Origin of the sequence: Leclercia sp. CFBP8987 (genome assembly GCF_034044995.2) — a bacterium.
GTDB lineage: Bacteria > Pseudomonadota > Gammaproteobacteria > Enterobacterales > Enterobacteriaceae > Enterobacter > Enterobacter tamurae.
Genome location: NZ_CM188255.1, coordinates 743,704 through 766,830 on the forward strand (window position 1 = coordinate 743,704; position 23,127 = coordinate 766,830).

Below are 23,127 nucleotides of genomic sequence, written 5' to 3' on the forward strand. Positions count from 1 at the left end.
GAAAAAAGGCCCGCCCTGCGGCAGGCCAAAGGTTCCCCTGTTAACGTTTTGAACCGTAATAGACTTCGTTCCAGCGCAGGGCGTCTTTGAACGCTGGCATCCGGGTGTCGTTATCAATCACGGTCAGCTCGATGTCGTGCAGTTCCGCGAACTGACGCATATCGTTGAGATCCAGCGCATGGCTGAAGACGGTATGGTGGGCGCCGCCTGCCACGATCCAGGCTTCGGACGCGGTCGCCAGATCCGGCTGGGCTTTCCACAGGGCGTTGGCCACCGGCAGTTTCGGCAGGGCGTGCGGGGTTTCCACCGCGTCTACGCAGTTGACCAGCAGGCGGAAGCGATCCCCCAGGTCGATCAGGCTGGCGTTAATCGCCGGGCCGGTGCGGGTGTTGAAGATCAGACGGGCTGGATCGGCTTTGCCGCCGATGCCGAGTTGCTGAACGTCGAGGATCGGTTTTTCATCCACGGCGATCGATGGGCAGACTTCCAGCATGTGCGAGCCCAGCACCAGATCGTTGCCGTTCTCGAAGTGGTAGGTGTAGTCCTCCATAAAGGAGGTGCCGCCCTGCAGACCGGTCGACATCACTTTCATGATGCGTAGCAGAGCGGCAGTTTTCCAGTCGCCTTCCCCGGCAAAGCCGTAGCCTTGCTGCATCAGACGTTGTACCGCCAGGCCCGGGAGCTGCTTCAGGCCGTGAAGATCTTCAAAGGTAGTGGTAAAGGCATGGAAGCCGCCCTGTTCGAGGAAGCGCTTCATGCCCAGCTCGATGCGCGCCGCATCCAGCACGTTCTGGCGTCTGTCACCATTCACCTGTGCCGCCGCCGTCAGGCGGTAACTGCTTTCATATTCATCCACCAGCGCATTGACGTCGCCATCGCTGACCTCATTGACGATCTGCACCAGATCGCCCACCGCCCAGGTATTGACGGAGAAACCAAATTTGATCTGCGCGGCGACTTTATCGCCGTCGGTCACCGCCACTTCGCGCATGTTATCGCCGAAGCGCGCCACTTTCAGATGACGGGTATCCTGCTTCGATACCGCCTGACGCATCCACGAGCCAATACGCTGGTGGGCCTGTTTATCCTGCCAGTGGCCGGTGACCACCGCGTGTTGCTGACGCATACGCGCGCCGATGAAGCCGAACTCGCGGCCGCCGTGCGCGGTCTGGTTCAGGTTCATAAAGTCCATGTCGATGCTGTCCCACGGCAGCGCCGCGTTGAACTGGGTATGGAACTGCAGCAGCGGTTTGTTGAGGATGGTGAGGCCGTTGATCCACATCTTGGCCGGGGAGAAGGTGTGCAGCCACACCACCAGGCCGGCGCATTTGTCGTCGTAGTTGGCGTCGCGGCAGATATGGGTGATTTCATCCGGTGAGGTGCCCAGCGGCTTGAGCACCAGTTTGCACGGCAGTTTTGCTTCCGCATTCAGGGCGTTGACCACATGTTCTGCGTGCTGAGTCACCTGGCGCAGGGCTTCCGGCCCGTAAAGATGCTGACTACCAATCACAAACCACACTTCATAATTATTAAAAATCGTCATTATCGTGTCCTTAATGTGTCAGGGTTGCCGTAGATTCCGGGATGCTCTTAACCGGGGCGGCGACAGGGAGATAGTGCTGCTCAGCGCTCTTCGCCCACTGCTGGTAGCGCTGATAAAGCTGTTCAAAACGTTGCGCCTGCTGTGGGCGCGGCTGCAGGGTGCTTTCCACCTGGCTCGCCATATGCTGCTGCGCCGTCGGGATATCGGCATGGACTCCCGCCGCGACCGCGGCGAAGATCGCCGCGCCCAGGGCACAGCACTGATCGGAGGCGACAATCTGCAGCGGACGGTTCAGCACGTCGCAGCAGGCCTGCATGATCACCGGGTTCTTACGGGCGATACCGCCCAGGGCCATCACCTCATTAACGGCGATCCCCTGCTCGGTGAAGCACTCCATGATGGCGCGTGCGCCAAAGGCTGTGGCGGCCACCAGCCCGCCGAACAGCGCCGGGGCGTCGGTGGCGAGGTTCAGATCGGTAATAACGCCTTTCAGACGCTGGTTGGCGTTCGGCGTGCGGCGACCGTTAAACCAGTCGAGCACCACCGGGAGATGCTCCAGCGACGGATTTTTAGCCCAGGCTTCGGTCAGCTGCGGCAGAATTTGTTTCTTGCTGGCGTCAATCTGGGTTTTCAGTTCCGGGTGTGTAGCCGCCAGCTGATCCAGCGGCCAGCCCAGCACCCGGCCAAACCAGGCGTAGATGTCGCCAAAGGCGGACTGACCCGCCTCCAGCCCGATAAAGTCAGGTACCACGCTGCCGTCCACCTGACCGCAGATGCCTTTCACGGCGCGGTCGCCGACGCTGGCTTTGTCGGCGGTCAGAATGTCGCAGGTGGAGGTGCCGATCACTTTCACCAGCGTATTTGGCTGGGCACCGGCGCCGACCGCACCCATATGGCAGTCAAATGCCCCGCCGGAGATCGCCACCTGCTGCGGCAGGCCCAGACGTTCTGCCCACTCGGCGCAGAGGGTGCCCACCGGAATATCGGCGGTCCAGGTGTCGGTAAACAGCGGGTAGTCGAGGTTCTGGTTGATGATCGGGTCGAGCTCGTCAAAGAAGGCGGCAGGTGGCAGGCCACCCCAGCTCTCATGCCAGAGGGATTTATGCCCGGCGCTGCAGCGGCCGCGGCGGATATCCTGTGGGCGCGTGGTGCCGGAGAGCAGGGCCGGAACCCAGTCGCACAGCTCAATCCACGATACCGCCGCCTCGGCAACGCGCTGATCCTCACGGGTAACGTGCAGGATCTTCGCCCAGAACCATTCGCTGGAGTAGATGCCGCCGATGTAGCGGGAGTAGTCGCTTTTGCCAGGCTGATGGCACAAACGGGTGATGGCTTCGGCTTCTTCCACCGCGGTATGGTCTTTCCACAGCACGAACATGGCGTTCGGGTTGTCGGCAAACTCCGGACGCAGGGCCAGCACCTGGCCGTCGGCGTCAATCGGGGCCGGGGTGGAGCCGGTGCTGTCCACGCCGATGCCGACGATCTGGCTGCGCTGTGCTTCGCTTAACTCAGCCAGCACGGTTTTGATCGCCGCTTCCATCGACTCGATGTAGTCGCGCGGGTGATGGCGGAACTGATTATTCGGCGCATCGCAGAAGCGCCCCTCCTGCCAGCGTGGGTACCACTCAACGCTGGTCGCTATCTCCTGACCCGTTGTGCACTCCACTGCCAGGGCGCGTACTGAGTCACTGCCAAAATCGAGGCCAATCGCAATTGCCATGGTGTTGCTCCATCAAAAAACAGATATGCATGAACATTAGAGAGTGAGGGGGAAAATCGTCAGGCAGGATCCGCTAATCTTATGGATGATTTTGCTGTGACATGGGAAAGTGTGACGCCGTGCAAATAATCGATGTGGACATTTCTGCCGTGGTTATAGACACTTTTGTTACTGCCGACCCGCTCGATGTTACGGTTAAATCGCAACGGAAGCGTTAAGATGGCGGACCTAAAAGCGGGCTGATACCTTTTCGTTCTTTGACTGGCCCGTTTTTATGCCGCTTTTGTTGATATGGACAAATGGTTTCCTTCAGGACCGTCAGGAGTACAGACAATATGGCTGAAACGCAAAGTGATCCCCTGCTGCCGGGCTACTCGTTTAACGCGCATCTGGTGGCGGGGCTGACGCCCATCGAGGCCGACGGCTATCTCGATTTTTACGTTGACCGACCGCTGGGGATGAAGGGCTATATCCTCAACCTGACCGTGCGCGGGGAGGGGGTAATCAAAAATGGTGACCAGACCTTCGTCTGCCGTCCAGGGGATATTTTGCTCTTCCCGCCGGGGGAGATTCACCACTACGGTCGCCATCCTGACGCCCGGGAGTGGTATCACCAGTGGGTCTACTTCCGCCCCCGCGCCTACTGGCATGAGTGGCTGGCCTGGCCGTCGATGTTTGCCCATACCGGCTTTTATCGTCCGGATGAGGTTCATCAGCCGCAGTTTCGTGAGCTCTTTGCCCAGATTATCGAGGCCGGACAGGCGGGAGGGCGCTATGCCGAACTGCTGGCGATCAACCTGCTGGAGCAGCTCCTGCTGCGGCGGATGGAGGCGATCAACGAATCCCTGAACCCGCCGCTGGATCACCGGGTGCGCGAAGCCTGCCAGTACATCAGCGACCATCTGGCGGACAGCCAGTTTGATATCGCCAGCGTCGCCCAGCATGTCTGCCTGTCGCCGTCGCGTCTGTCTCACCTGTTCCGCCAGCAGCTGGGGGTGAGTGTCCTGAGCTGGCGCGAGGATCAGCGTATCAGCCAGGCCAAGCTGCTGCTCAGCACCACCCGGATGCCGATTGCCACTGTCGGACGCAACGTCGGCTTTGAGGATCAGCTCTATTTCTCCCGGGTCTTCAAAAAATGTACCGGGGCCAGCCCGAGCGAATTTCGCGCAGGCTGTGAATAGAAGGTAAATAAAACTAAACATATTCGCTGAATGCCGTTCACACCCGGTAAACTATTCAGACAATTGTTGTCTTGACGCAGCAGGCCTCTGTTCGCAGAATCCCTGCTTCGCCACCTGACCGGAACTGTTATGCAGGCATTGCTGGAACATTTCATTACCCAGTCCGTTACTTACTCGCTTATCGCTGTGGCGTTAGTGGCCTTTCTTGAATCCCTGGCGCTGGTCGGCCTGATTTTACCCGGCACGGTGATGATGACCGGTCTCGGCGCCCTGATCGGCAGCGGCGAGGTGAACTTCTGGCAGGCATGGCTGGCGGGCATCGTCGGATGTCTGCTGGGGGACTGGATCTCATTCTGGCTGGGCTGGCGCTTTAAAAAACCGCTCCACCGCTGGTCGTTCATGAAGAAGAACAAAGCCCTGCTCGATAAAACCGAGCACGCGCTGCATCAGCACAGCATGTTTACCATTCTGGTGGGCCGCTTTGTCGGCCCGACGCGTCCGCTGGTGCCGATGGTGGCGGGGATGCTGGATCTGCCGGTGACCAAGTTCATCGTGCCGAACCTGCTGGGCTGCCTGTTCTGGCCACCGATCTACTTCCTGCCGGGCATTCTGGCCGGGGCGGCCATCGATATTCCTGCCGGGGTGCAGAGCGGCGGCTTTAAGTGGCTGCTGCTGGCAACCGCGCTGCTGCTGTGGCTGGCGGCCTGGCTCTGCTGGCGGCTGTGGCGCAGCGGAAGAGCTTCCGCGGATCGTCTGAGCACTTACCTGCCGCGCGGGCGCTTATTCTGGGTAGCGCCCGTCACCCTGGGGATTGCCGTAGTGGCGCTGGTGGCCCTGGTCCGCCATCCGCTGATGCCGGTCTACGGTGAGATTTTATTGAAGGTCGTCAGCCGCTGACCGTCGTCAGTGGATCCCCAGCAGGCGCGATGCGCTGGCCTTGCCGCTCACCAGCTGTTCCGTATCGCCGTCCCAGGCGATACGGCCATCGGCAATCACCACCGACCGATGAGCGATTTTAAGCGCATCTTCCACGCTGTGGGACACCATCAACATCGTCAGGTTCTGGCGTTCACACACCTCTTTGACCAGCAGCAGCATCTCCTGACGTAACGCGGGGTCAAGCGCCGAAAAGGGCTCATCCAGTAGCAGGATCGGCTGCTCGCGTACCAGACAGCGTGCCAGTGCGACGCGCTGGCGCTGGCCACCGGAGAGCTCACCCGGCAACCGCTCCAGCAGATCGCCAATCCCCATTTGCGCCGCGATATCGCTCAGCTTCTGCTGTTGTCCGGCATTCAGCCGGAGGCCCGGATGCATGCCGAGGCCGATGTTCTGGCGCACGGTCAGGTGGGTAAAGAGATTGTTTTCCTGAAACAGCATCGACACCGGGCGTTCAGCAGGCGGCGTGTGGGTATGATCCCGTCCCTCAATCGTAATTTGGCCGTTGGCCGGTTGCAGAAAACCGGCCACCAGATTGAGGAGCGTGCTTTTCCCCGCCCCGCTGGGGCCGAGCACGGCGATCAATTCCCCCTGGCGCACGGACAGGGTGAAGCGCATCGGCAGGTGCTGATAAAGCCAGGTTACATCAGTGAGAGTTAGCATCACGCCCCGGGAGTTTTTCGATAACGGTAAATAACGCAAAGCACAGCAGCAACAGCAGCAGTGCCGTCACGGCACCGTCCTGGCTGCGATACGAGCCGATCTGCTGATACAGCCAGAACGGCAGGGTGCGGAAATCATCATTGCCAAACAGCGCCACCACCCCGAAATCACCGATCGACAGCACGCAGGCAAAGGCCAGCGCCTGCGCCAGGGGGCGTTTCAGGGCGCGGAGTTCCACCACCCTCAGCCGCTGCCAGCCATGCATGCCCAGTGAATCGCAGAGCAGGGTGTAGCGGGCGCTGAGGTCGCGCATCGGGTTTTCCAGTACCTTCAGCGCATACGGAATGGCCATCAGGGCGTTGGTGAAGATGACGATGCCATCGGCGGATTCCGGCAGGCCAACGGTGCTGTTGAACAGCAGGAAAAACCCGCTCGCCAGCACAATGCCGGGCATCGCCAGGATCAGCATCCCGCTGAGATCCAGCGCCTGCCCAGCCACCTTTGCCTGACGGGCATACAGCTCCCGGCTGGTCCACAGTAGCATCATGGTCAGCACCACGCAGAGCAGCCCCGCTCCCAGGGCAATGCGCAGCGAGGTGCCGAGCGCCTGCCACAGCACCGGCTGTTGCAGCACCGACAGCAGGTTAAGATTCAGGCCATCCACCACTACCGCCAGCAGCGGCGGGAGTAACAGCAGCAGAGCGAGAGTGATCAGCAGGCCATCGGTCAGACGGCTGCGCAGGCTATCCTGCGGATCGCGCCAGCCGGTAAGCTGGCTACTGCCCACGGCGATGGCTTTACCCAGCCGCTGGCTCAGCATCACCAGCCCCAGGCAGCAGAACATCTGCACCATCGCCAGCAGCGCCGCCCGGCCCGGATCGTAGTCGTAGCTCAGGGCCTGATAGATGGCGAGCTCAATGGTGGTGGCCTGCGGTCCGCCGCCCAGCGAGAGCACGGTGGCGAAGCTGGCAAAGCAGAGCATAAAGATCAGCGCGGCAACGGGCGGAATTTGACGGCGCAGCCACGGCCACTCTACGAAGCGGAAAAAGGACCAGCCGCGCATCCCGAGCTGAGCGGCGAGCTGGCGCTGCTCGCCAGGGATATTCTCCAGCGCCTGCAGCAGCAGCCGCGTCGCCATCGGCATGTTGAAAAAGATGTGCGCCAGCAGGATGCCCTGCAGGCCATAAGGGGAGAAGGTCCACTCCAGCCCCAGAGCCTGACAGAGCGCGGCAAGCCAGCCCTGACGCCCGTAGACGCTGAGGATACCGAATATCGCCACCAGCACCGGCAGGATCAGGGTCATGGCGCACAGGCGCAGCAGCGCCTGCCGTCCGGGGAAGCGCCGCCGGTAGAGGGCGCGGGCAAGGAAAATAGCGGGTACCACGGAGAGCAGGGCGGAAAGAAACGCCTGCCAGAACGAGAAGCGGATGACGTGCCACAGATAGCTGTCGTGCAGCAGCGCCGTGACGTCGGTGGCTGGCGCGTTAAACCACAGCGCCAGAAATGCTCCCAGGGCGACGGTCACCATCAGGATGGCGGCGATCAGCCCCGGGAGTAACCAGCCGGCGATCAGCGGCTGACGGCGCGTTGCCATTCACTGACCCAGGCGGCACGTTTCCCGGCCACTTCTTGCGGAGAGTATTCCAGTGCGGTTTGCGGTTTGACCAGGCTGTCGAAACCGGCCGGTAAAGCGACGTCAGTCACCGGGTACATCCAGTTGCCGGTTGGGATCGTATTCTGGAACGACGGCGAGACCATAAATTTCAGAAACTTCTCCGCCAGTTCCGGCTGTTTGCTGGCATAGGTGCGGGCGGCGACTTCAACCTGCAGGTAGTGACCTTCGGCAAAATCAGCGGCGGCGTAGTTCTCTTTTTTCTCCGAAATAATGTGGTACGCCGGAGAGGTGGTGTAGCTCAGCACCAGGTCGCTTTCGCCTTTCAGGAACAGCCCGTAGGCCTCGCTCCAGCCTTTGGTGACGGTAACGGTTTTGGCGGCCAGTTTCTGCCAGGCTTCCGGGGTCTTGTCCCCATACACTTTTTGCATCCACAGCAGCAGACCCAGCCCCGGGGTGCTGGTGCGCGGATCTTCGTAGATCACGCGCCATTTCTGGTCGCTCTCAACCAGCTCTTTCAGGCTCTTCGGCGGGTTTTTCAGCTTGTTTTTGTCATACACGAAGGCGAAGTAGCCATAGTCGAAGGGTACAAAGGTGTCGTTCTTCCAGCCGCCAGGAATTTTAACCGCATCGGCCGCCACGCCGCTTTTGGCGAACAGCCCGGTTTGCGTGGCCGCTTCCAGCAGGTTGTTATCGAGACCCAGCACCACGTCGGCTTTGCTGTTCTTGCCTTCCATCCGCAGACGGTTGAGCAGCGAGACGCCATCTTCCAGCGCCACGAATTTCAGCTCGCAGTTGCAGTCGGCTTCGAAGGCTTTTTTGACCGCCGGGCCAGGGCCCCAGTCGGCGGCGAAGGAGTCGTAGGTGTAGACCGTCAGGACAGGACTGGCAACGGCAGGCAGCGCAATCAGCGCCAGCAGGGGAAGAACAGTTTTGAACACTTTGCACCTCTGTATGTGAGAGTGGCAAAGGATTTTGAGCGACAGCCTCAAATCCCTTCGCCGGCGTTATCCGGATCAGGTTCGACGGGTATTTTCTCAGCACACGCTTGCGCGCAGCACCCCGTTGAGAACGACGGTATTGTAATGATTTGGTGAATATTACGAAAGTGTTAAGGTTCCGGCGGTGCAAACCACGCCGATTTAAAGTCAAACCAGCCCAGGGTATTCATGCGTAAACCGCGCATACTGCGCTGACCCTGGATCATCAGCCAGTGGTGGATCAGCGGGACAATCGCCTGCTGGGACAGCAGCTGCTGGCACCAGACGGCAAGGTTCATCTCACCCGCACGCCACTGGGCGGCGTCCTGCTGCCAGTCGCGGGGAATACAGTGCTGCAGGAGCGGGACTTCATACAGATGCGAGAACAGCGAGAAGTCGAGGGGCAGGGTGAAGTTGACGCTGTTGAGCCAGATATCGCTCACCGTCTCGCCGCGATGCCACTCCTCATAGCTGACTTCCTGAATGTTTAACGTCACCTGCTCGGCGGCCAGAAGTTCGCTCATCATTCGGGCGATCACCCGGTGCTCGATATGTTCGCGGTAGAAGGTCAGGGTGAGGCTCTCCAGCCCGGCCGGTTTGTCGCCGCGTCCCGGGCGGGCGTGGTGCCAGCGCGGCAGCAGGCCATACGCCGGGAACCAGTAGGATTGATATACCTCCTCGGCCTGGTAGATCAGGTTCGCCGGGGAGAGGATCCGGCTTACCCACTGCCGCACCTCTGCGCTGGCGCCGCGGTGGGAGCGGGCGTCGAACAGCAGATAGTAGCAGCCCTCTTCCAGCCGGCTCTCCACCGCTTTTTCCCCCTCGGTGGGCCCTTCCAGCGTCAGGCCGACGCTCAGCTCTTCGTTGATATCCGGCAGGACCCAGACGTTGACCTCATCAATCAGCGCCCGGTAACCAAAGTAGTCATCGAAGGCGCGGATCTTCAGCTGGTTATTGTTGTTGCGGGAGACCGCATACGGCCCGGTGCCCACCGGCTGGCTGGCAAAGTTATGCATCGATTCCCACTCGCGCGGCAGGATCATCGACGGCACATATCCCAGCAACCATGGCAGCCAGCGGTCGGGCTGCGAGAGCTGAATATCCAGGGTCCAGGCGGTGGGGGACTGGACCCGGGTAATGTGTGAATAGAGGGGCAGCTCGCGGGCGCGCTGCAGGGTGGCAATGACGTCGGCCATCTCCAGCTCACGTCCATGATGAAAATGGATGCCGGGCCGCAAGAAAAAGCGCCAGTGCAACGGGGAAAGTTGCTGCCAGTGGTGGGCAATGTCGGCTTCCAGTTCCCCGTTTTCCTCATTTATGCGCGTCAGGCCGCTAAAGATCTGCCGTGCCATATGGGTTTCGGAGCGTCGTAGTGCGCTGCCCGGTAACAGGTTTTTCATCGGGCGATAGTAGAGCACCCGCAGGATATGCCTGCCCTGGCGAAAGCTGCGGCCCAGGTGGGAGACCAGCATCTGGCGTACCGCGGCCTTGTCACCCACCAGCTGCACCAGTTGCTCGATGCGATCCTGCTCGAGGAGATCTTCTGCCCGCTGCTGCTGCAGGGCGAGGCCGGTGTAAAGGAAGGTGAGGCGGGAACGTTTGCCGCGCCCGGCTTCGGCCTCCCAGCTCAGCCAGCCCTGTTGCTGCATGGTATTAAGCAGGGTGCGCATATGACGGCGCGAACAGTTGAGCAGCTCGGCCAGCTCGCTGAGCGTGGTCTCCTGGGGTTGGCCGTCACAGCACTGCCACAGGCGGATGAATTGTTGTTGCAGACGACCAGAGGGCATAAAAGAGGAACTCCTGACAAAAAATCAGCAATTTATTAATCCCTATATTAGGCCAATAATCTTCTTCGATGAAGCGAGGAGGTGAATATGAAGAGGTCGACCACGAATCAGTTTTACCAACAGTACTTCTCAGCGACAAAGGGAATGTCCTGGCTGGCCCGCCGGTGTGCAGAGCAGCGGCTGAAAATACTGGAAGATCTGATGCAGTGGGAGGTGACAACATCGACCTCGGAACGCTGAATGGCTTCGATCATGTGTGACTGAGTATTGGTGCGAATCACCACGCCAGCAGGTATTATCTGCTGGCTTTTTTCGTTTTCACTTGCGCTAAAGGGAACAGGTAATGCTCTGGTTAATGACGATGGGACGCCGTCTCAACGGTGTTTATGCTGCCTTTTTAATGGTGGCTTTTATGATGGGCATCGCCGGTGCGCTGCAGGCCCCGACCCTGAGCCTGTTCCTGAGCCGCGAGGTGGGGGCTCAGCCCTTCTGGGTAGGAATTTTTTACACCGTCAACGCCGTCGCCGGGATCCTGGTCAGCCTGTGGCTGGCGAAACGATCCGACAGCCAGGGCGATCGCCGCAAGCTGATCCTCTTTTGCTGCGCGATGGCAATCGGCAATGCGCTGCTGTTTGCTTTTAACCGTCACTATCTGACCTTACTCACCTGCGGCGTACTGCTGGCTTCGCTGGCTAATACCGCTATGCCACAGCTTTTTGCCCTGGCGCGGGAATATGCCGACAGCTCGGCGCGGGAAGTGGTGATGTTCAGCTCGGTGATGCGTGCCCAGCTATCGCTGGCGTGGGTTATCGGCCCGCCGCTGGCCTTTATGCTGGCGCTTAACTATGGCTTTACCGCCATGTTCTCGATTGCGGCGGCCATTTTTGCCATCAGCCTGGGGTTAATCGCCTTTGCGCTGCCCTCCGTTGCCCGGGTGGATTCCGCAGGCGCGATACCGGTGACCCAGGTCAGCGGCTGGAAGAACAAAAACGTCCGCAGGCTGTTTATCGCTTCCACCCTGATGTGGACCTGCAACACCATGTACATCATCGACATGCCGCTGTGGATCAGCAGCGATCTGGGCCTGCCGGACAAGCTGGCCGGGATCTTAATGGGCACCGCCGCCGGGCTGGAAATCCCGGCGATGATCCTCGCCGGTTATTACGTCAAACACTTTGGTAAACGGCGGATGATGGTGATTGCGGTGGCGGCAGGCGTACTGTTTTATCTGGGGCTGATCCTCTTCCACAGCCGTGAAGCGTTACTTGCCCTGCAGCTGTTCAACGCGGTCTTTATCGGCATCGTCGCCGGGATTGGCATGCTCTGGTTCCAGGATCTGATGCCGGGGCGGGCAGGTTCAGCCACTACGCTGTTTACCAACAGCATTTCAACCGGGGTGATTCTGGCGGGGATCATCCAGGGGGCGCTGGTGCAAAGCTATGGTCATTACGTGGTGTACTGGGTAATTGCAGCGATTTCGCTGGTGGCGCTGGTGCTGACCTGGCGGGTAAAAGAGAGTGAAATTCTGGAAGGCGGCTTCACGAAATGAGAGCCCATTCTGACAGCGGGGGGGAATACGAATAGAGTTCAGGCGGGTGCTTGAGGCTGTTTGCCTGAAGCATTTGCGCAAGGGTAGACAGAAGAAAGCCCCACTCAACTTAACATTGATGTGAGGCTACCCAACACAACATACTTGACCCTATGAGGGTAGCCTCTTCATCGCTGGAAAGCAATAAGGAGGCTGGAATGCCAAAACGTACTCTGCTGTTAGGTTTGTTGATGATCTGTATAACGTTATTGATCTTCACCTGGATGGTTCGCGACTCGCTGTGTGAGCTGCGATACCGACAGGATCATACAGAGCTGGCGGCAGTGTTAGCGTGTGAAGTGAAACGTTAAGGCGAGGGCGGGGAGCTTTTTCCCCGCCTTTCCAGAGTGTTTGTTGGCTCAGGCACCTTTTTTAATGGCCCGCTAAGCGGGCCATTAAATTAATTCATAAAGGCTGGCTGTTTGTTCTCGTAGGCGGCAATCGCGTCTTCGTGCTGCAGGGTCAGTCCGATGCTGTCCAGGCCGTTGATCATGCAGTGGCGACGGAAAGTATCGATGTTAAAGCCATAGGTTTTATCTCCGGCTTTTACTTCCTGCGCTTCCAGATCCACCTCAAAGGTCATCCCCGGATGGCTCTGCACCAGCGCAAACAGCTCGTCGACCTGCTCATCGCTTAACGTCACCGGCAGCAGCTGGTTGTTGAAGCTGTTGCCGTAGAAGATATCGGCAAAGCTCGGGGCAATCACCACTTTGAAACCGTAGTCGGTCAGGGCCCATGGGGCGTGCTCGCGGGAGGAGCCGCAGCCGAAGTTTTCCCTCGCCAGCAGGATTGACGCGCCTTTGAATTCCGGGAAGTTCAGCACGAACTCCGGATTCGGCACTTCGCCTTTGTCATCCAGGAAACGCCAGTCGTTAAACAGATGGGCACCAAAACCGGTGCGGGTAACCTTCTGCAAAAACTGCTTGGGAATAATGGCGTCAGTATCGACGTTGGCCGCGTCCAGAGGGACCACCAGGCCAGTATGTTGGGTAAATTTCTCTGCCATGATGGTCTCCTTATTTCAGGCTGCGAATATCGGCAAAATGGCCGGTCACTGCGGCAGCTGCGGCCATCGCCGGGCTGACCAGATGGGTACGCCCGCCGCGACCCTGACGACCTTCAAAGTTACGGTTGCTGGTAGAGGCGCAACGTTCACCCGGATTCAGGCGGTCGTTGTTCATCGCCAGACACATGGAGCAACCCGGCAGACGCCATTCAAAGCCGGCTTCGATGAAAATCTTATCCAGCCCTTCGGCTTCGGCTTGCGCTTTCACCGGACCGGAGCCTGGCACCACCAGCGCCTGCACGCCCGGGGCCACTTTACGGCCTTTCGCGACTTCTGCCGCCGCACGCAAATCTTCGATACGTGAGTTGGTGCAGGAGCCGATAAATACTTTATCAATTGCTACGTCGGTCAACGGCACGCCCGGTTTCAGCCCCATATAGGCCAGCGCCTTCTCTGCACTGGCGCGTTCAACCGGATCGGCGAACGAGGCCGGGTCAGGAATGCTGTCGTTAACGGAGATCACCTGCCCCGGGTTGGTGCCCCAGGTGACCTGCGGCGCAATTGCTTCGGCCTGCAAGGTCACCACGGTGTCAAACTGTGCACCCTCGTCGGTTTTCAGGGTCGACCAGTACGCAACGGCTTCGTCGTAGTGCTGGCCTTTCGGCGCATGCAGACGATCTTTCACATATGCGAAGGTGATCTCATCCGGGGCAACCAGACCGGCTTTTGCGCCCATCTCAATGGCCATGTTGCACAGGGTCATACGGCCTTCCATGCTCAGGGCCTGGATCGCGCTGCCACAGAACTCCACCACATGACCAGTGCCGCCGGCGCTGCCGGTTTTACCGATGATCGCCAGCACGATGTCTTTGGCTGTGATGCCCGGTGCAGCCTGGCCGGTAACTTCAATCTTCATGGTCTTCGCCCGGCCCTGCTTCAGGGTCTGGGTCGCCAGCACGTGTTCCACTTCTGAGGTGCCGATCCCGAAGGCCAGCGCACCAAAGGCGCCATGGGTGGCGGTATGGGAGTCGCCGCAGACGATGGTCATGCCCGGCAGGGTGATACCCTGCTCTGGCCCCATTACGTGAACAATGCCCTGGTACGGGTGGTTCAGGTCGTACAGTTCCACGCCAAATTCGTTGCAGTTTTTGATCAGCTCCTGCATCTGAATGCGCGCCATCTCACCGGAAGCGTTGATGTCTTTGGTCTGCGTCGAGACGTTATGGTCCATCGTGGCAAAGGTTTTGCCTGGCTGACGCACCGGGCGATTATGCGCGCGCAGGCCATCGAACGCCTGCGGCGAGGTCACTTCGTGAACCAGGTGACGGTCAATATAGAGCAATGGGGTTTCGTTCGGCGCTTCGAAGACCACGTGCGCATCAAACAACTTTTCGTACAACGTCTTCGCCATGATTACACCCCTTCAGCGACATAGCGGGCGATGATGTCGCCCATTTCATCGGTAGTAACTGCGGCAGCGCCACGGGCCAAATCACCGGTGCGAATGCCTTCTTCCAGCGCACGGTTGATGGCGCTCTCGATTGCCGTTGCCGCGTCGTTCGCATCCAGGCTGTAGCGCAGCAACAGCGCCAGAGAGAGGATCTGCGCAATCGGGTTAGCAATATTCTTGCCCGCGATATCCGGTGCTGAGCCGCCTGCCGGCTCGTACAGGCCAAACCCTTCTTCATTCAGGCTGGCGGACGGCAACATCCCCATCGAGCCTGTGATCATCGCGCACTCATCAGAGAGGATGTCACCGAACAGGTTGGAGCACAGCAGTACGTCGAACTGGGACGGATCTTTAATCAGCTGCATGGTGGCATTGTCGATATACATATGCGACAGCTGCACGTCCGGATATTCCCGGGCGATTTCGTTGACGATCTCACGCCACAGGATCGAGGATTGCAGCACGTTCGCTTTATCGATCGAAGTAACTTTATGGCCACGTTTGCGGGCAGATTCGAACGCGATACGGGCGATACGTTCGATCTCAAAACGGTGATACACCTCGGTATCAAAGGCTTTTTCGTGCTGACCGCTGCCTTCGCGGCCTTTCGGCTGACCAAAGTAGATGCCGCCGGTCAGCTCACGCACGCAAAGAATGTCGAAACCGTTGGCGGCGATATCGGCGCGCAGCGGGCAAAACTCTTCCAGCCCCTGGTACAGCTTCGCCGGACGCAGGTTGCTGAACAGCTTGAAATGTTTACGCAACGGCAGCAGCGCGCCGCGCTCAGGCTGCCCGGCTGGCGGCAGATGTTCCCATTTCGGGCCACCCACGGAGCCAAACAGCACCGCGTCGGCATTTTCACAGCCGGTCACGGTCGCCTGCGGCAACGGCGTGCCGTGATTATCGATGGCGATACCGCCCACATCGTAGTGGCTGGTGGTAATTTTCATCGCAAAACGGGTGCGGATCGCTTCCAGAACCTTCAGCGCCTGTGCCATAACCTCGGGGCCAATTCCGTCGCCCGGTAACACAGCAATATGGTAATTCTTCGACATTACACGGTTTCCTTATTGTTCTCTTTATTCTGAGCTTTGCGTTGCAACTCTTTTTCCACTTCGGCGGCGCGCCAGATGTTGTTCAGGACGTGAACCATCGCTTTGGCGGAGGATTCGACGATATCGGTCGCCAGGCCCACGCCGTGGAAGCGGCGGCCATGGTAGTTGACCACGATATCAACCTGGCCCAGCGCGTTCTTGCCCTGGCCTTTGGCCGTCAGGTCATATTTGACCAGCTCAACGTCGTATTCGGTGACGCGGTTAATCGCCTGGTAGATGGCATCCACCGGACCGTTGCCGTTGGCGGCTTCAGCTTTGATTTCGTCGCCGCAGGCCAGCTTGACGGAGGCGGTAGCGATATCGCTTGAACCGGACTGCACGCTGAAGTAGTCCAGACGGAAGTGCTCCGGCTCTTCCTGCTGTTTGTTGATAAACGCCAGCGCTTCCAGATCGTAATCGAAGACCTGACCTTTCTTATCGGCCAGCTTCAGGAAGGCGTCGTACAGATGATCCATGTTGTAGTCGGCGTCTTTGTAGCCCATCTCTTCCATGCGGTGTTTTACCGCGGCACGGCCAGAGCGGGAGGTCAGGTTCAACTGCACCTGGTTCAGACCGATGGATTCCGGAGTCATGATCTCGTAGTTTTCGCGGTTCTTCAGCACGCCGTCCTGGTGGATACCGGAGGAGTGGGCGAAGGCCCCGGTGCCGACAATCGCTTTGTTTGCCGGGACCGGCATGTTGCAGATCTGACTGACGGTCTGGCTGGTGCGCCAGATTTCATGGTGATTAATGCGGGTCTGCACATTCATGATGTCTTTGCGCACTTTGATCGCCATGATCACTTCTTCCAGCGAACAGTTGCCCGCGCGCTCACCGATACCGTTCATGGCACCTTCTACCTGACGTGCACCGGCGTGGACGGCCGCAATGGCGTTACCCACCGCCAGGCCCAAATCGTCGTGGGTGTGTACAGAGATGATCGCTTTATCAATGTTCGGCACACGCTCATACAGCCCGGTAATGATGTTGGAGAACTCGAACGGCATGGTGTAGCCGACGGTGTCAGGGATGTTGATGGTGGTGGCCCCGGCACGGATCGCTGCTTCAACCACGCGGGCCAAATCTTCAATTGGCGTACGGCCTGCGTCTTCACAGGAGAACTCAACGTCGTCGGTGTAATTACGGGCGCGTTTCACCATATAGATGGAGCGCTCAATCACCTCATCCAGCGTGCTGCGCAGCTTGGTGGCGATGTGCATTGGCGAAGTAGCAATAAAAGTATGAATTCGGAAGGCTTCAGCGACTTTCAGCGACTCAGCGGCCACATCGATGTCCTTCTCAACGCAGCGGGCCAGGGCGCACACGCGGCTGTTTTTGATGGTGCGGGCAATGGTCTGAACGGATTCAAAATCACCTGGAGAAGAGACCGGGAAACCCACCTCCATCACGTCTACGCCCATACGTTCCAGGGCCAGAGCAATCTGCAATTTCTCTTTAACGCTCAGGCTTGCCTGTAATGCCTGTTCACCGTCACGTAAGGTCGTATCGAAAATAATGACTTGCTGGCTCATGGGTTAGGTCCTTGTCTGAATTTGGGCGCCTTGCTACGAGCATAAAAAAACCCGCGCAGTGGCGCGGGTTTTTTGTGTTACCAGAGAACGATTCAACGCTGAATTTCGCCCGCCAGCCTACCGCGCACAGTGGATGCGTTTAGTAGTAGTAGACCGGTGAAACGAATGCTGTGATTCATGAATCATGCCCCAGATAAATAAGATATGCTTTTAGTGGTACTGGATACGCCGTTTGATGTCAACCCCTGAGAGGTGAAAACGGTGATTCGGCATACCAGACGCCATCAGTGGAATTAGCTTATTGTGCTGGTTTTTCCCTTTCTGACAATTTTGTTCTTCTGCAGGATGTCGCTGAATACATCGATAGAATTGTTTTAATATACTTAATTGCAATTGTTCAAACTTTCGAAACAATACATCGGCCTTTTGAATGTGTTAACTTTCATTATGTTAGCCTGATGCCAAGCGTATAAAGCCTGCGAAGGTAGTGTTACTGATAATAAAATGTTAAGCATTTAAATTAAGTTGCTATTAATATTTTATTAAAACTTAAATAAGCCTTAACTAAACGCCATATTGTTTATTTGTGTGATTTATGGTTTCATTCGATCTATAAACTTATAGATATGTTTTTTCTCTCTGAACATGTTCTCACGTTTTATTTTGTGTCCCTGTCACGATTGACGGGTATTTATATATTCCTAATTTGTAACATTTCTCTTTTTCTTGTTTTATATGCGTGGTAAATCATATTTTTAAAAATGATTGTTGCGGACGAGTAAAGGGAGTTTAGCGTGACAGTGGAGCAGGATATGTCTGAAGAAAAAAATGAAAAACCGGCAGCACTCGACGGGGCAAAACCACAGCTCCGTACGGTAGATCTGAATCTGTTAACGGTATTTGATGCGGTGATGCAGGAGCAAAATATCACGCGTGCCGCGCAGTCGCTGGGGATGTCCCAGCCCGCGGTGAGTAATGCCGTTGCCAGACTCAAGGTCATGTTCAATGACGAACTGTTTGTGCGCTATGGCCGCGGGATCCAGCCTACGGCACGGGCATTCCAGCTGTTTGCATCGGTACGCCAGGCTTTGCAGCTTGTGCAGAATGAGCTGCCGGGATCGGGATTCGACTCGTCCAGCAGCGAGCGTATTTTCCATTTGTGTGTTTGCAGCCCTCTCGATAATTATCTGACCTCGCTTATTTATAATAAGGTTGAAAAGGTCGCTCCTAATATTCATCTGGTGTTCAAGTCTTCCCTTAACCAGAATACTGAACATCAGCTGCGTTATCAGGAAACCGAGTTTGTGATTGGCTATGAAGAGTTCCGCCGTCCGGAATTTTCCTGCGTACCCTTATTCAAAGATGAAATGGTGTTGGTGACCAGCAAAACACACCCGCGCCTGCACGGTACGCTGCTGGAGAGCGATATTTATCGCGAACAGCATGCGGTCGTCGCCCTCGATCGCTACGCATCCTTTAGCCAGCCGTGGTATGACACCCCGGATAGACAGGCCTGCGTAGCGTATCAGGGAATGGCGATGGTCAGCGTATTAAACGTCGTCTCGCAAACGCAGCTGGTTGCTATTGCGCCGCGCTGGCTGGTAGAGGAGTTTGCCGAGCCGCTGAATTTGCGGATATTGCCGCTGCCGTTGAACCTGAACTCGCGGACGTGTTATCTCTCGTGGCATGAAGCTGCCGGACGCGACAAAGGCCATCAGTGGATGGAAGAGCTGCTGGTGAGCGTCTGCCGCCGCTAATCGACCTCAGGATAAATGGCGCTGTTGTTGTTATTTATCCTGACTTTCTTTTTATTATTGAAATATTATTCTGTAGCCATTTTTTTCATTGCCGCTTTCGGTCAGTAAAATTGCATGAATTACTGCACCTTTCCCTTTTTAAATGATGAATGCTCACGGCGCTTCGTTATCGTAGTTGATTTATCCATAACAAATATTAATACCTCATATTTCTTCTTTCACGCTTCTGCGTTCGCGCGGGTTTGCTAATTGCCTGCCTTCCGGGGAGCGGTTATGGTAACTGTCACTCTGCACAATAAAAAAACGCCAGGGGTGACCCTGACAAAAAAGACGGCACGGTGCATATTTTTCCTGTCCGTCTGAAACGATAAGCCTGGAGGCTAATCATGGAGATGTTGTCTGGCGCCGAAATGGTCGTCCGGTCGTTAATCGATCAGGGCGTGAAGCAAGTGTTCGGCTACCCCGGGGGCGCGGTCCTCGATATTTACGATGCGCTACATACCGTGGGCGGTATCGATCACGTCCTGGTGCGTCATGAGCAAGCTGCCGTACATATGGCCGACGGACTGGCGCGTGCGACAGGTGAGGTTGGCGTGGTGCTGGTAACCTCCGGCCCCGGCGCAACCAACGCCATTACGGGTATCGCTACCGCCTATATGGACTCCATTCCGATGGTGGTGCTCTCCGGTCAGGTCGCGACCTCGCTGATTGGCTACGATGCCTTTCAGGAGTGCGATATGGTCGGCATCTCCCGTCCGGTGGTGAAACACAGTTTCCTGGTCAAACAGACGGAAGATATTCCCGGCGTGTTGAAGAAAGCTTTCTGGCTGGCGGCGAGCGGGCGTCCGGGGCCGGTGGTGGTTGACCTGCCGAAAGATATCCTCAATCCGGCGAACAAACTGCCTTATGTCTGGCCAGAGTCAGTCAGCATGCGCTCCTATAATCCAACGACCCAGGGGCACAAAGGCCAGATCAAGCGGGCGCTGCAAACCCTGATCGCCGCCAAAAAGCCGGTGGTGTATGTCGGCGGCGGGGCGGTGAATGCTAAGTGTGAAACGCAGCTGCGCACGCTTATCGAAAAGCTGAATCTGCCGGTAGCCTCTTCATTAATGGGCTTGGGGGCGTTCCCGGCCAGTCATCGTCAGGCGCTCGGCATGCTCGGTATGCACGGCACCTACGAAGCCAACATGACGATGCACAATTCCGATGTCATTTTTGCTGTGGGGGTGCGCTTTGACGATCGCACTACCAATAATCTGGCGAAATATTGCCCCAACGCCACCGTGCTGCACATTGATATCGATCCAACCTCCATTTCCAAAACGGTCCCGGCGGATGTGCCCATTGTGGGCGACGCGCGGCAGGTTCTGGAGCAGATGCTGGAGTTACTGGCGCAGGAGAGCAGCGTCCAGCCGCTCGATGAGATCCGCGACTGGTGGCTGCAGATTGAGCAGTGGCGCGCGCGGCAGTGCCTGAAATATGACACCCAAAGTGAGAGCATCAAGCCGCAGGCGGTGATCGAGACTATCTGGCGACTGACCAAAGGCGAGGCTTACGTGACCTCTGACGTGGGTCAGCACCAGATGTTTGCCGCACTCTATTATCCGTTTGATAAGCCGCGCCGTTGGATCAACTCCGGTGGCCTGGGCACCATGGGCTTTGGCCTGCCCGCCGCGCTGGGGGTTAAGCTGGCGTTGCCAGACGAAACGGTGGTCTGCGTGACCGGCGATGGCAGTATTCAGATGAACATCCAGGAGCTCTCCACCGCGCTGCAGTACGACCTGCCGGTGCTGGTGCTCAACCTGAACAACGGCTATCTGGGCATGGTGAAGCAGTGGCAGGATATGATCTATTCCGGTCGTCATTCACAATCCTATATGAAATCGCTGCCTGATTTTGTTCGTCTGGCTGAAGCCTACGGCCATATTGGCATTCGTATCAGCGATCCGGCAGAGCTGGAAGCGAAGCTCAGCGAAGCCCTTGAGCACGTCAACAATAACCGCCTGGTGTTTGTCGATGTCGTGGTTGATGGCACCGAGCATGTCTATCCGATGCATATTCGCGGCGGCGGTATGGATGAAATGTGGTTAAGCAAAACGGAGAGAACCTGATATGCGCCGGATATTATCTGTATTACTGGAAAACGAGTCCGGCGCGCTGTCGCGCGTGATTGGGCTCTTCGCACAGCGCGGCTACAACATCGAAAGCCTGACGGTTGCCCCGACAGACGATCCCACACTCTCACGCATGACTATCCAGACGGTCGGTGACGCCAAGGTGCTGGAGCAGATCGAAAAGCAGCTGCACAAACTGGTTGATGTGTTACGCGTCAGCGAGCTGGGGCAGGGGGCTTACGTTGAACGTGAGATTATGCTGGTGAAAATTCAGGCCACCGGTTACGGGCGGGAAGAGGTGAAACGCAATGCGGACATTTTCCGCGGGCAGATCATCGACGTTACCCCTTCTATCTATACCGTTCAGCTGGCCGGCACCAGCGATAAACTGGACGCCTTCCTCGCCTCGGTGCGGGATGTCGCCAAAATTGTTGAAGTGGCGCGTTCTGGCGTCGTGGGACTTTCCCGCGGTGACAAAGTGATGCGTTAAGGATAAAAGTTTCGCCTCGAGCTTGCCCGGTGTGAATGACCGGGCTTTTTTTTGTGCACCGATGTCGCTGTACCGACAAAAGCGGTTGCCGGACAGGCTATTCTGCGCTTAGATGTTACAAGATTTAGCCATAACCCTGACGAGGTCATGGACTCTTTTCTTTTTTTTAAGGGGCAATTGTGAAACTGGATGAAATCGCCAGGCTAGCCGGTGTGTCGCGAACGACGGCAAGCTATGTGATTAACGGTAAAGCGAAGCAGTATCGTGTCAGCGATAAGACCGTTGAAAAAGTCATGGCAGTGGTTCGTGAACATAACTACCATCCGAACGCCGTGGCGGCAGGTTTACGTGCCGGGCGCACCCGTTCGATCGGTCTGGTGATCCCGGATCTGGAAAACACCAGCTACACCCGGATCGCAAACTACCTTGAGCGCCAGGCGCGTCAGCGCGGCTACCAGCTGCTGATCGCCTGTTCCGAAGATCAGCCCGATAATGAGATGCGCTGCATTGAGCATCTGCTGCAACGCCAGGTTGATGCCATTATCGTTTCCACTTCCTTACCCCCTGAACATCCCTTCTATCAGCGTTGGGCCAATGATGCGTTCCCGATTGTCGCCCTCGACCGTGCGCTGGATCGTGAGCATTTCACCAGCGTGGTAGGTGCGGATCAGGACGATGCTGAAATGCTGGCGGCAGAGCTGCGCACCTTCCCGGCGGAAAATGTCCTCTATCTGGGAGCATTGCCGGAACTCTCCGTGAGTTTCCTGCGCGAGCAGGGTTTCCGCACCGCCTGGAAAGACGATCCCCGTGAAGTGGATTACCTCTATGCCAACAGCTACGAGCGCGAAGCCTCGGCCCAGCTGTTCGAGAAGTGGCTCGAAACCCATCCGATGCCGCAGGCCCTGTTCACCACGTCTTTTGCGCTGTTACAGGGGGTCATGGACGTGACCTTGCGTCGTGAAGGCAAGCTGCCATCCGATCTGGCGATTGCCACCTTTGGCGATCATGAATTGCTCGATTTCCTGCAGTGCCCGGTGCTGGCCGTGGCGCAGCGTCATCGCGATGTGGCCGAGCGGGTGCTGGAGATCGTACTGGCAAGCCTCGATGAACCGCGTAAGCCGAAACCGGGTCTGACGCGTATTCGTCGTAATCTTTATCGTCGCGGCATATTAAGCCGTTCGTAATGACGTCAGGGCAGTACGCGCTGCCCTGAATTTCTCATCCTGCCTCAACCTGTTAATTTCCACATTATTTTTAAGATAATTCCTTTAAAATCTTTGCCTGCTACGCGTTTTAATTCCCTTTACTGTTTAAAACGTCACTTCATGTTTATATTATTGTTATTAGTGCGATGAATTGTATTATTTTGTTACATAACCGACCGCCGGTGCTGAATTATCAGCCGTTTTTTCTCTCTGGATCTCCCTGCCTGCACCTGCCCGCTACAGGCTTCGCGCCCGCGGTGCATCTGGCGCTGTCATCCCCCTGCAATATGGCTTAAAATGCCGCCCGCGTCGCAAACTGACACTTTATATTTCCCCGTGATGATATGAGGGGTTTTTAAGACGGGTATGCATATTTGCGTTTTTTCTCACAAATATTCATCACGTTAATTTTGCCGCGCCAGTTGTGCAGTTAATAGCCGGGCCAACTTCCATTCGTAAATCAGTGACA

The 23,127-nt window shown here is 57.2% G+C and carries 20 protein-coding genes and 1 riboswitch; of the genes, 9 read left to right on the top strand and 11 right to left on the bottom strand.

Annotated elements, in window-relative coordinates:
* Positions 1 to 40: 40 nt before the first annotated feature.
* Positions 41 to 1,543: an L-arabinose isomerase gene (gene araA, locus SOM40_RS03515; RefSeq protein ID WP_312078794.1), complete on the bottom strand. Its 1,503-nt coding sequence runs from the start codon at positions 1,541 to 1,543 to the stop codon at positions 41 to 43.
* A gap of 10 nt (positions 1,544 to 1,553) precedes the next feature.
* Positions 1,554 to 3,263, bottom strand: coding sequence for a ribulokinase (araB, locus tag SOM40_RS03520; protein ID WP_320529970.1), 1,710 nt, complete (start codon positions 3,261 to 3,263; stop codon positions 1,554 to 1,556).
* A gap of 335 nt (positions 3,264 to 3,598) precedes the next feature.
* On the opposite strand from araB, the gene araC reads away from it, so the two are divergent.
* Together araC and SOM40_RS03530 are read left to right on the top strand one after the other, a co-directional pair.
* Entirely contained in the window at positions 3,599 to 4,444 is an 846-nt protein-coding gene (araC, locus tag SOM40_RS03525; RefSeq protein WP_225759588.1) for an arabinose operon transcriptional regulator AraC, read from the top strand.
* A gap of 129 nt (positions 4,445 to 4,573) precedes the next feature.
* Positions 4,574 to 5,341: a DedA family protein gene (locus SOM40_RS03530; protein ID WP_320529971.1), complete on the top strand. Its 768-nt coding sequence runs from the start codon at positions 4,574 to 4,576 to the stop codon at positions 5,339 to 5,341.
* 6 nt (positions 5,342 to 5,347) lie between these two features.
* Here the strand turns inward: SOM40_RS03530 and thiQ are convergent, their stop codons facing one another.
* The 4 genes from thiQ to sgrR form a co-directional block, all read right to left on the bottom strand.
* The gene (thiQ, locus tag SOM40_RS03535) at positions 5,348 to 6,043 is read right to left on the bottom strand and encodes a thiamine ABC transporter ATP-binding protein ThiQ (RefSeq protein ID WP_312190187.1); all 696 of its coding nucleotides are present in this window, start codon (positions 6,041 to 6,043) and stop codon (positions 5,348 to 5,350) included.
* The gene (gene thiP / locus SOM40_RS03540) at positions 6,027 to 7,637 is read right to left on the bottom strand and encodes a thiamine/thiamine pyrophosphate ABC transporter permease ThiP (protein ID WP_261644755.1); all 1,611 of its coding nucleotides are present in this window, start codon (positions 7,635 to 7,637) and stop codon (positions 6,027 to 6,029) included. The genes thiQ and thiP overlap by 17 nt, the downstream gene beginning before the upstream one ends.
* Positions 7,613 to 8,596 carry a thiamine ABC transporter substrate binding subunit gene (gene thiB / locus SOM40_RS03545; protein WP_320529972.1) on the bottom strand — a complete coding sequence of 328 codons (984 nt, stop codon included), beginning with the start codon at positions 8,594 to 8,596 and terminating at the stop codon, positions 7,613 to 7,615. Before thiB ends, thiP begins: the two co-directional genes overlap by 25 nt.
* A gap of 34 nt (positions 8,597 to 8,630) precedes the next feature.
* Positions 8,631 to 8,730: riboswitch (TPP riboswitch) on the bottom strand.
* 36 nt (positions 8,731 to 8,766) lie between these two features.
* Entirely contained in the window at positions 8,767 to 10,422 is a 1,656-nt protein-coding gene (sgrR, locus tag SOM40_RS03550; protein ID WP_166181588.1) for an HTH-type transcriptional regulator SgrR, read from the bottom strand.
* An 87-nt stretch (positions 10,423 to 10,509) separates the two neighbouring features.
* Between sgrR and sgrT the strand changes: the two genes are divergently transcribed.
* The 3 genes from sgrT to SOM40_RS03565 all read left to right on the top strand — a co-directional run bounded on the left by sgrT (position 10,510) and on the right by SOM40_RS03565 (position 12,321).
* Entirely contained in the window at positions 10,510 to 10,662 is a 153-nt protein-coding gene (sgrT, locus tag SOM40_RS03555; protein ID WP_166181589.1) for a glucose uptake inhibitor SgrT, read from the top strand.
* 103 nt (positions 10,663 to 10,765) lie between these two features.
* Positions 10,766 to 11,971 carry a sugar efflux transporter gene (locus SOM40_RS03560; RefSeq protein WP_166181590.1) on the top strand — a complete coding sequence of 402 codons (1,206 nt, stop codon included), beginning with the start codon at positions 10,766 to 10,768 and terminating at the stop codon, positions 11,969 to 11,971.
* Positions 11,972 to 12,168: 197 nt separating this feature from the next.
* Complete coding sequence (locus SOM40_RS03565; protein ID WP_261644757.1) at positions 12,169 to 12,321, top strand: Hok/Gef family protein; 153 nt, start codon at positions 12,169 to 12,171, stop codon at positions 12,319 to 12,321.
* An 89-nt stretch (positions 12,322 to 12,410) separates the two neighbouring features.
* On the opposite strand, the gene leuD is transcribed toward SOM40_RS03565, so the two are convergent.
* The 5 genes from leuD to leuL all read right to left on the bottom strand — a co-directional run bounded on the left by leuD (position 12,411) and on the right by leuL (position 17,271).
* Positions 12,411 to 13,016, bottom strand: coding sequence for a 3-isopropylmalate dehydratase small subunit (gene leuD, locus SOM40_RS03570; protein WP_225759582.1), 606 nt, complete (start codon positions 13,014 to 13,016; stop codon positions 12,411 to 12,413).
* A 10-nt stretch (positions 13,017 to 13,026) separates the two neighbouring features.
* Positions 13,027 to 14,427: a 3-isopropylmalate dehydratase large subunit gene (gene leuC, locus SOM40_RS03575; protein WP_261644758.1), complete on the bottom strand. Its 1,401-nt coding sequence runs from the start codon at positions 14,425 to 14,427 to the stop codon at positions 13,027 to 13,029.
* 2 nt (positions 14,428 to 14,429) lie between these two features.
* A complete protein-coding gene (leuB, locus tag SOM40_RS03580) occupies positions 14,430 to 15,521 on the bottom strand; it encodes a 3-isopropylmalate dehydrogenase (protein ID WP_320529973.1) in 1,092 nt (363 codons plus the stop codon).
* The gene (leuA, locus tag SOM40_RS03585) at positions 15,521 to 17,092 is read right to left on the bottom strand and encodes a 2-isopropylmalate synthase (RefSeq protein ID WP_320529974.1); all 1,572 of its coding nucleotides are present in this window, start codon (positions 17,090 to 17,092) and stop codon (positions 15,521 to 15,523) included. Before leuA ends, leuB begins: the two co-directional genes overlap by 1 nt.
* A gap of 92 nt (positions 17,093 to 17,184) precedes the next feature.
* A complete protein-coding gene (gene leuL / locus SOM40_RS03590; RefSeq protein WP_106994229.1) occupies positions 17,185 to 17,271 on the bottom strand; it encodes a leu operon leader peptide in 87 nt (28 codons plus the stop codon).
* A 633-nt stretch (positions 17,272 to 17,904) separates the two neighbouring features.
* On the opposite strand from leuL, the gene leuO reads away from it, so the two are divergent.
* From leuO to cra, 4 genes are all read left to right on the top strand, one after another.
* Positions 17,905 to 18,849: a transcriptional regulator LeuO gene (gene leuO / locus SOM40_RS03595; RefSeq protein WP_106994230.1), complete on the top strand. Its 945-nt coding sequence runs from the start codon at positions 17,905 to 17,907 to the stop codon at positions 18,847 to 18,849.
* A gap of 386 nt (positions 18,850 to 19,235) precedes the next feature.
* Positions 19,236 to 20,960, top strand: coding sequence for an acetolactate synthase 3 large subunit (gene ilvI / locus SOM40_RS03600; RefSeq protein WP_320529975.1), 1,725 nt, complete (start codon positions 19,236 to 19,238; stop codon positions 20,958 to 20,960).
* A gap of 1 nt (position 20,961) precedes the next feature.
* Entirely contained in the window at positions 20,962 to 21,453 is a 492-nt protein-coding gene (gene ilvN, locus SOM40_RS03605; RefSeq protein WP_032616525.1) for an acetolactate synthase small subunit, read from the top strand.
* A 179-nt stretch (positions 21,454 to 21,632) separates the two neighbouring features.
* Positions 21,633 to 22,637, top strand: a complete 1,005-nt coding sequence (gene cra / locus SOM40_RS03610; protein WP_320529976.1) for a catabolite repressor/activator — start codon at positions 21,633 to 21,635, stop codon at positions 22,635 to 22,637.
* The last annotated feature ends 490 nt before the right edge of the window (positions 22,638 to 23,127 follow it).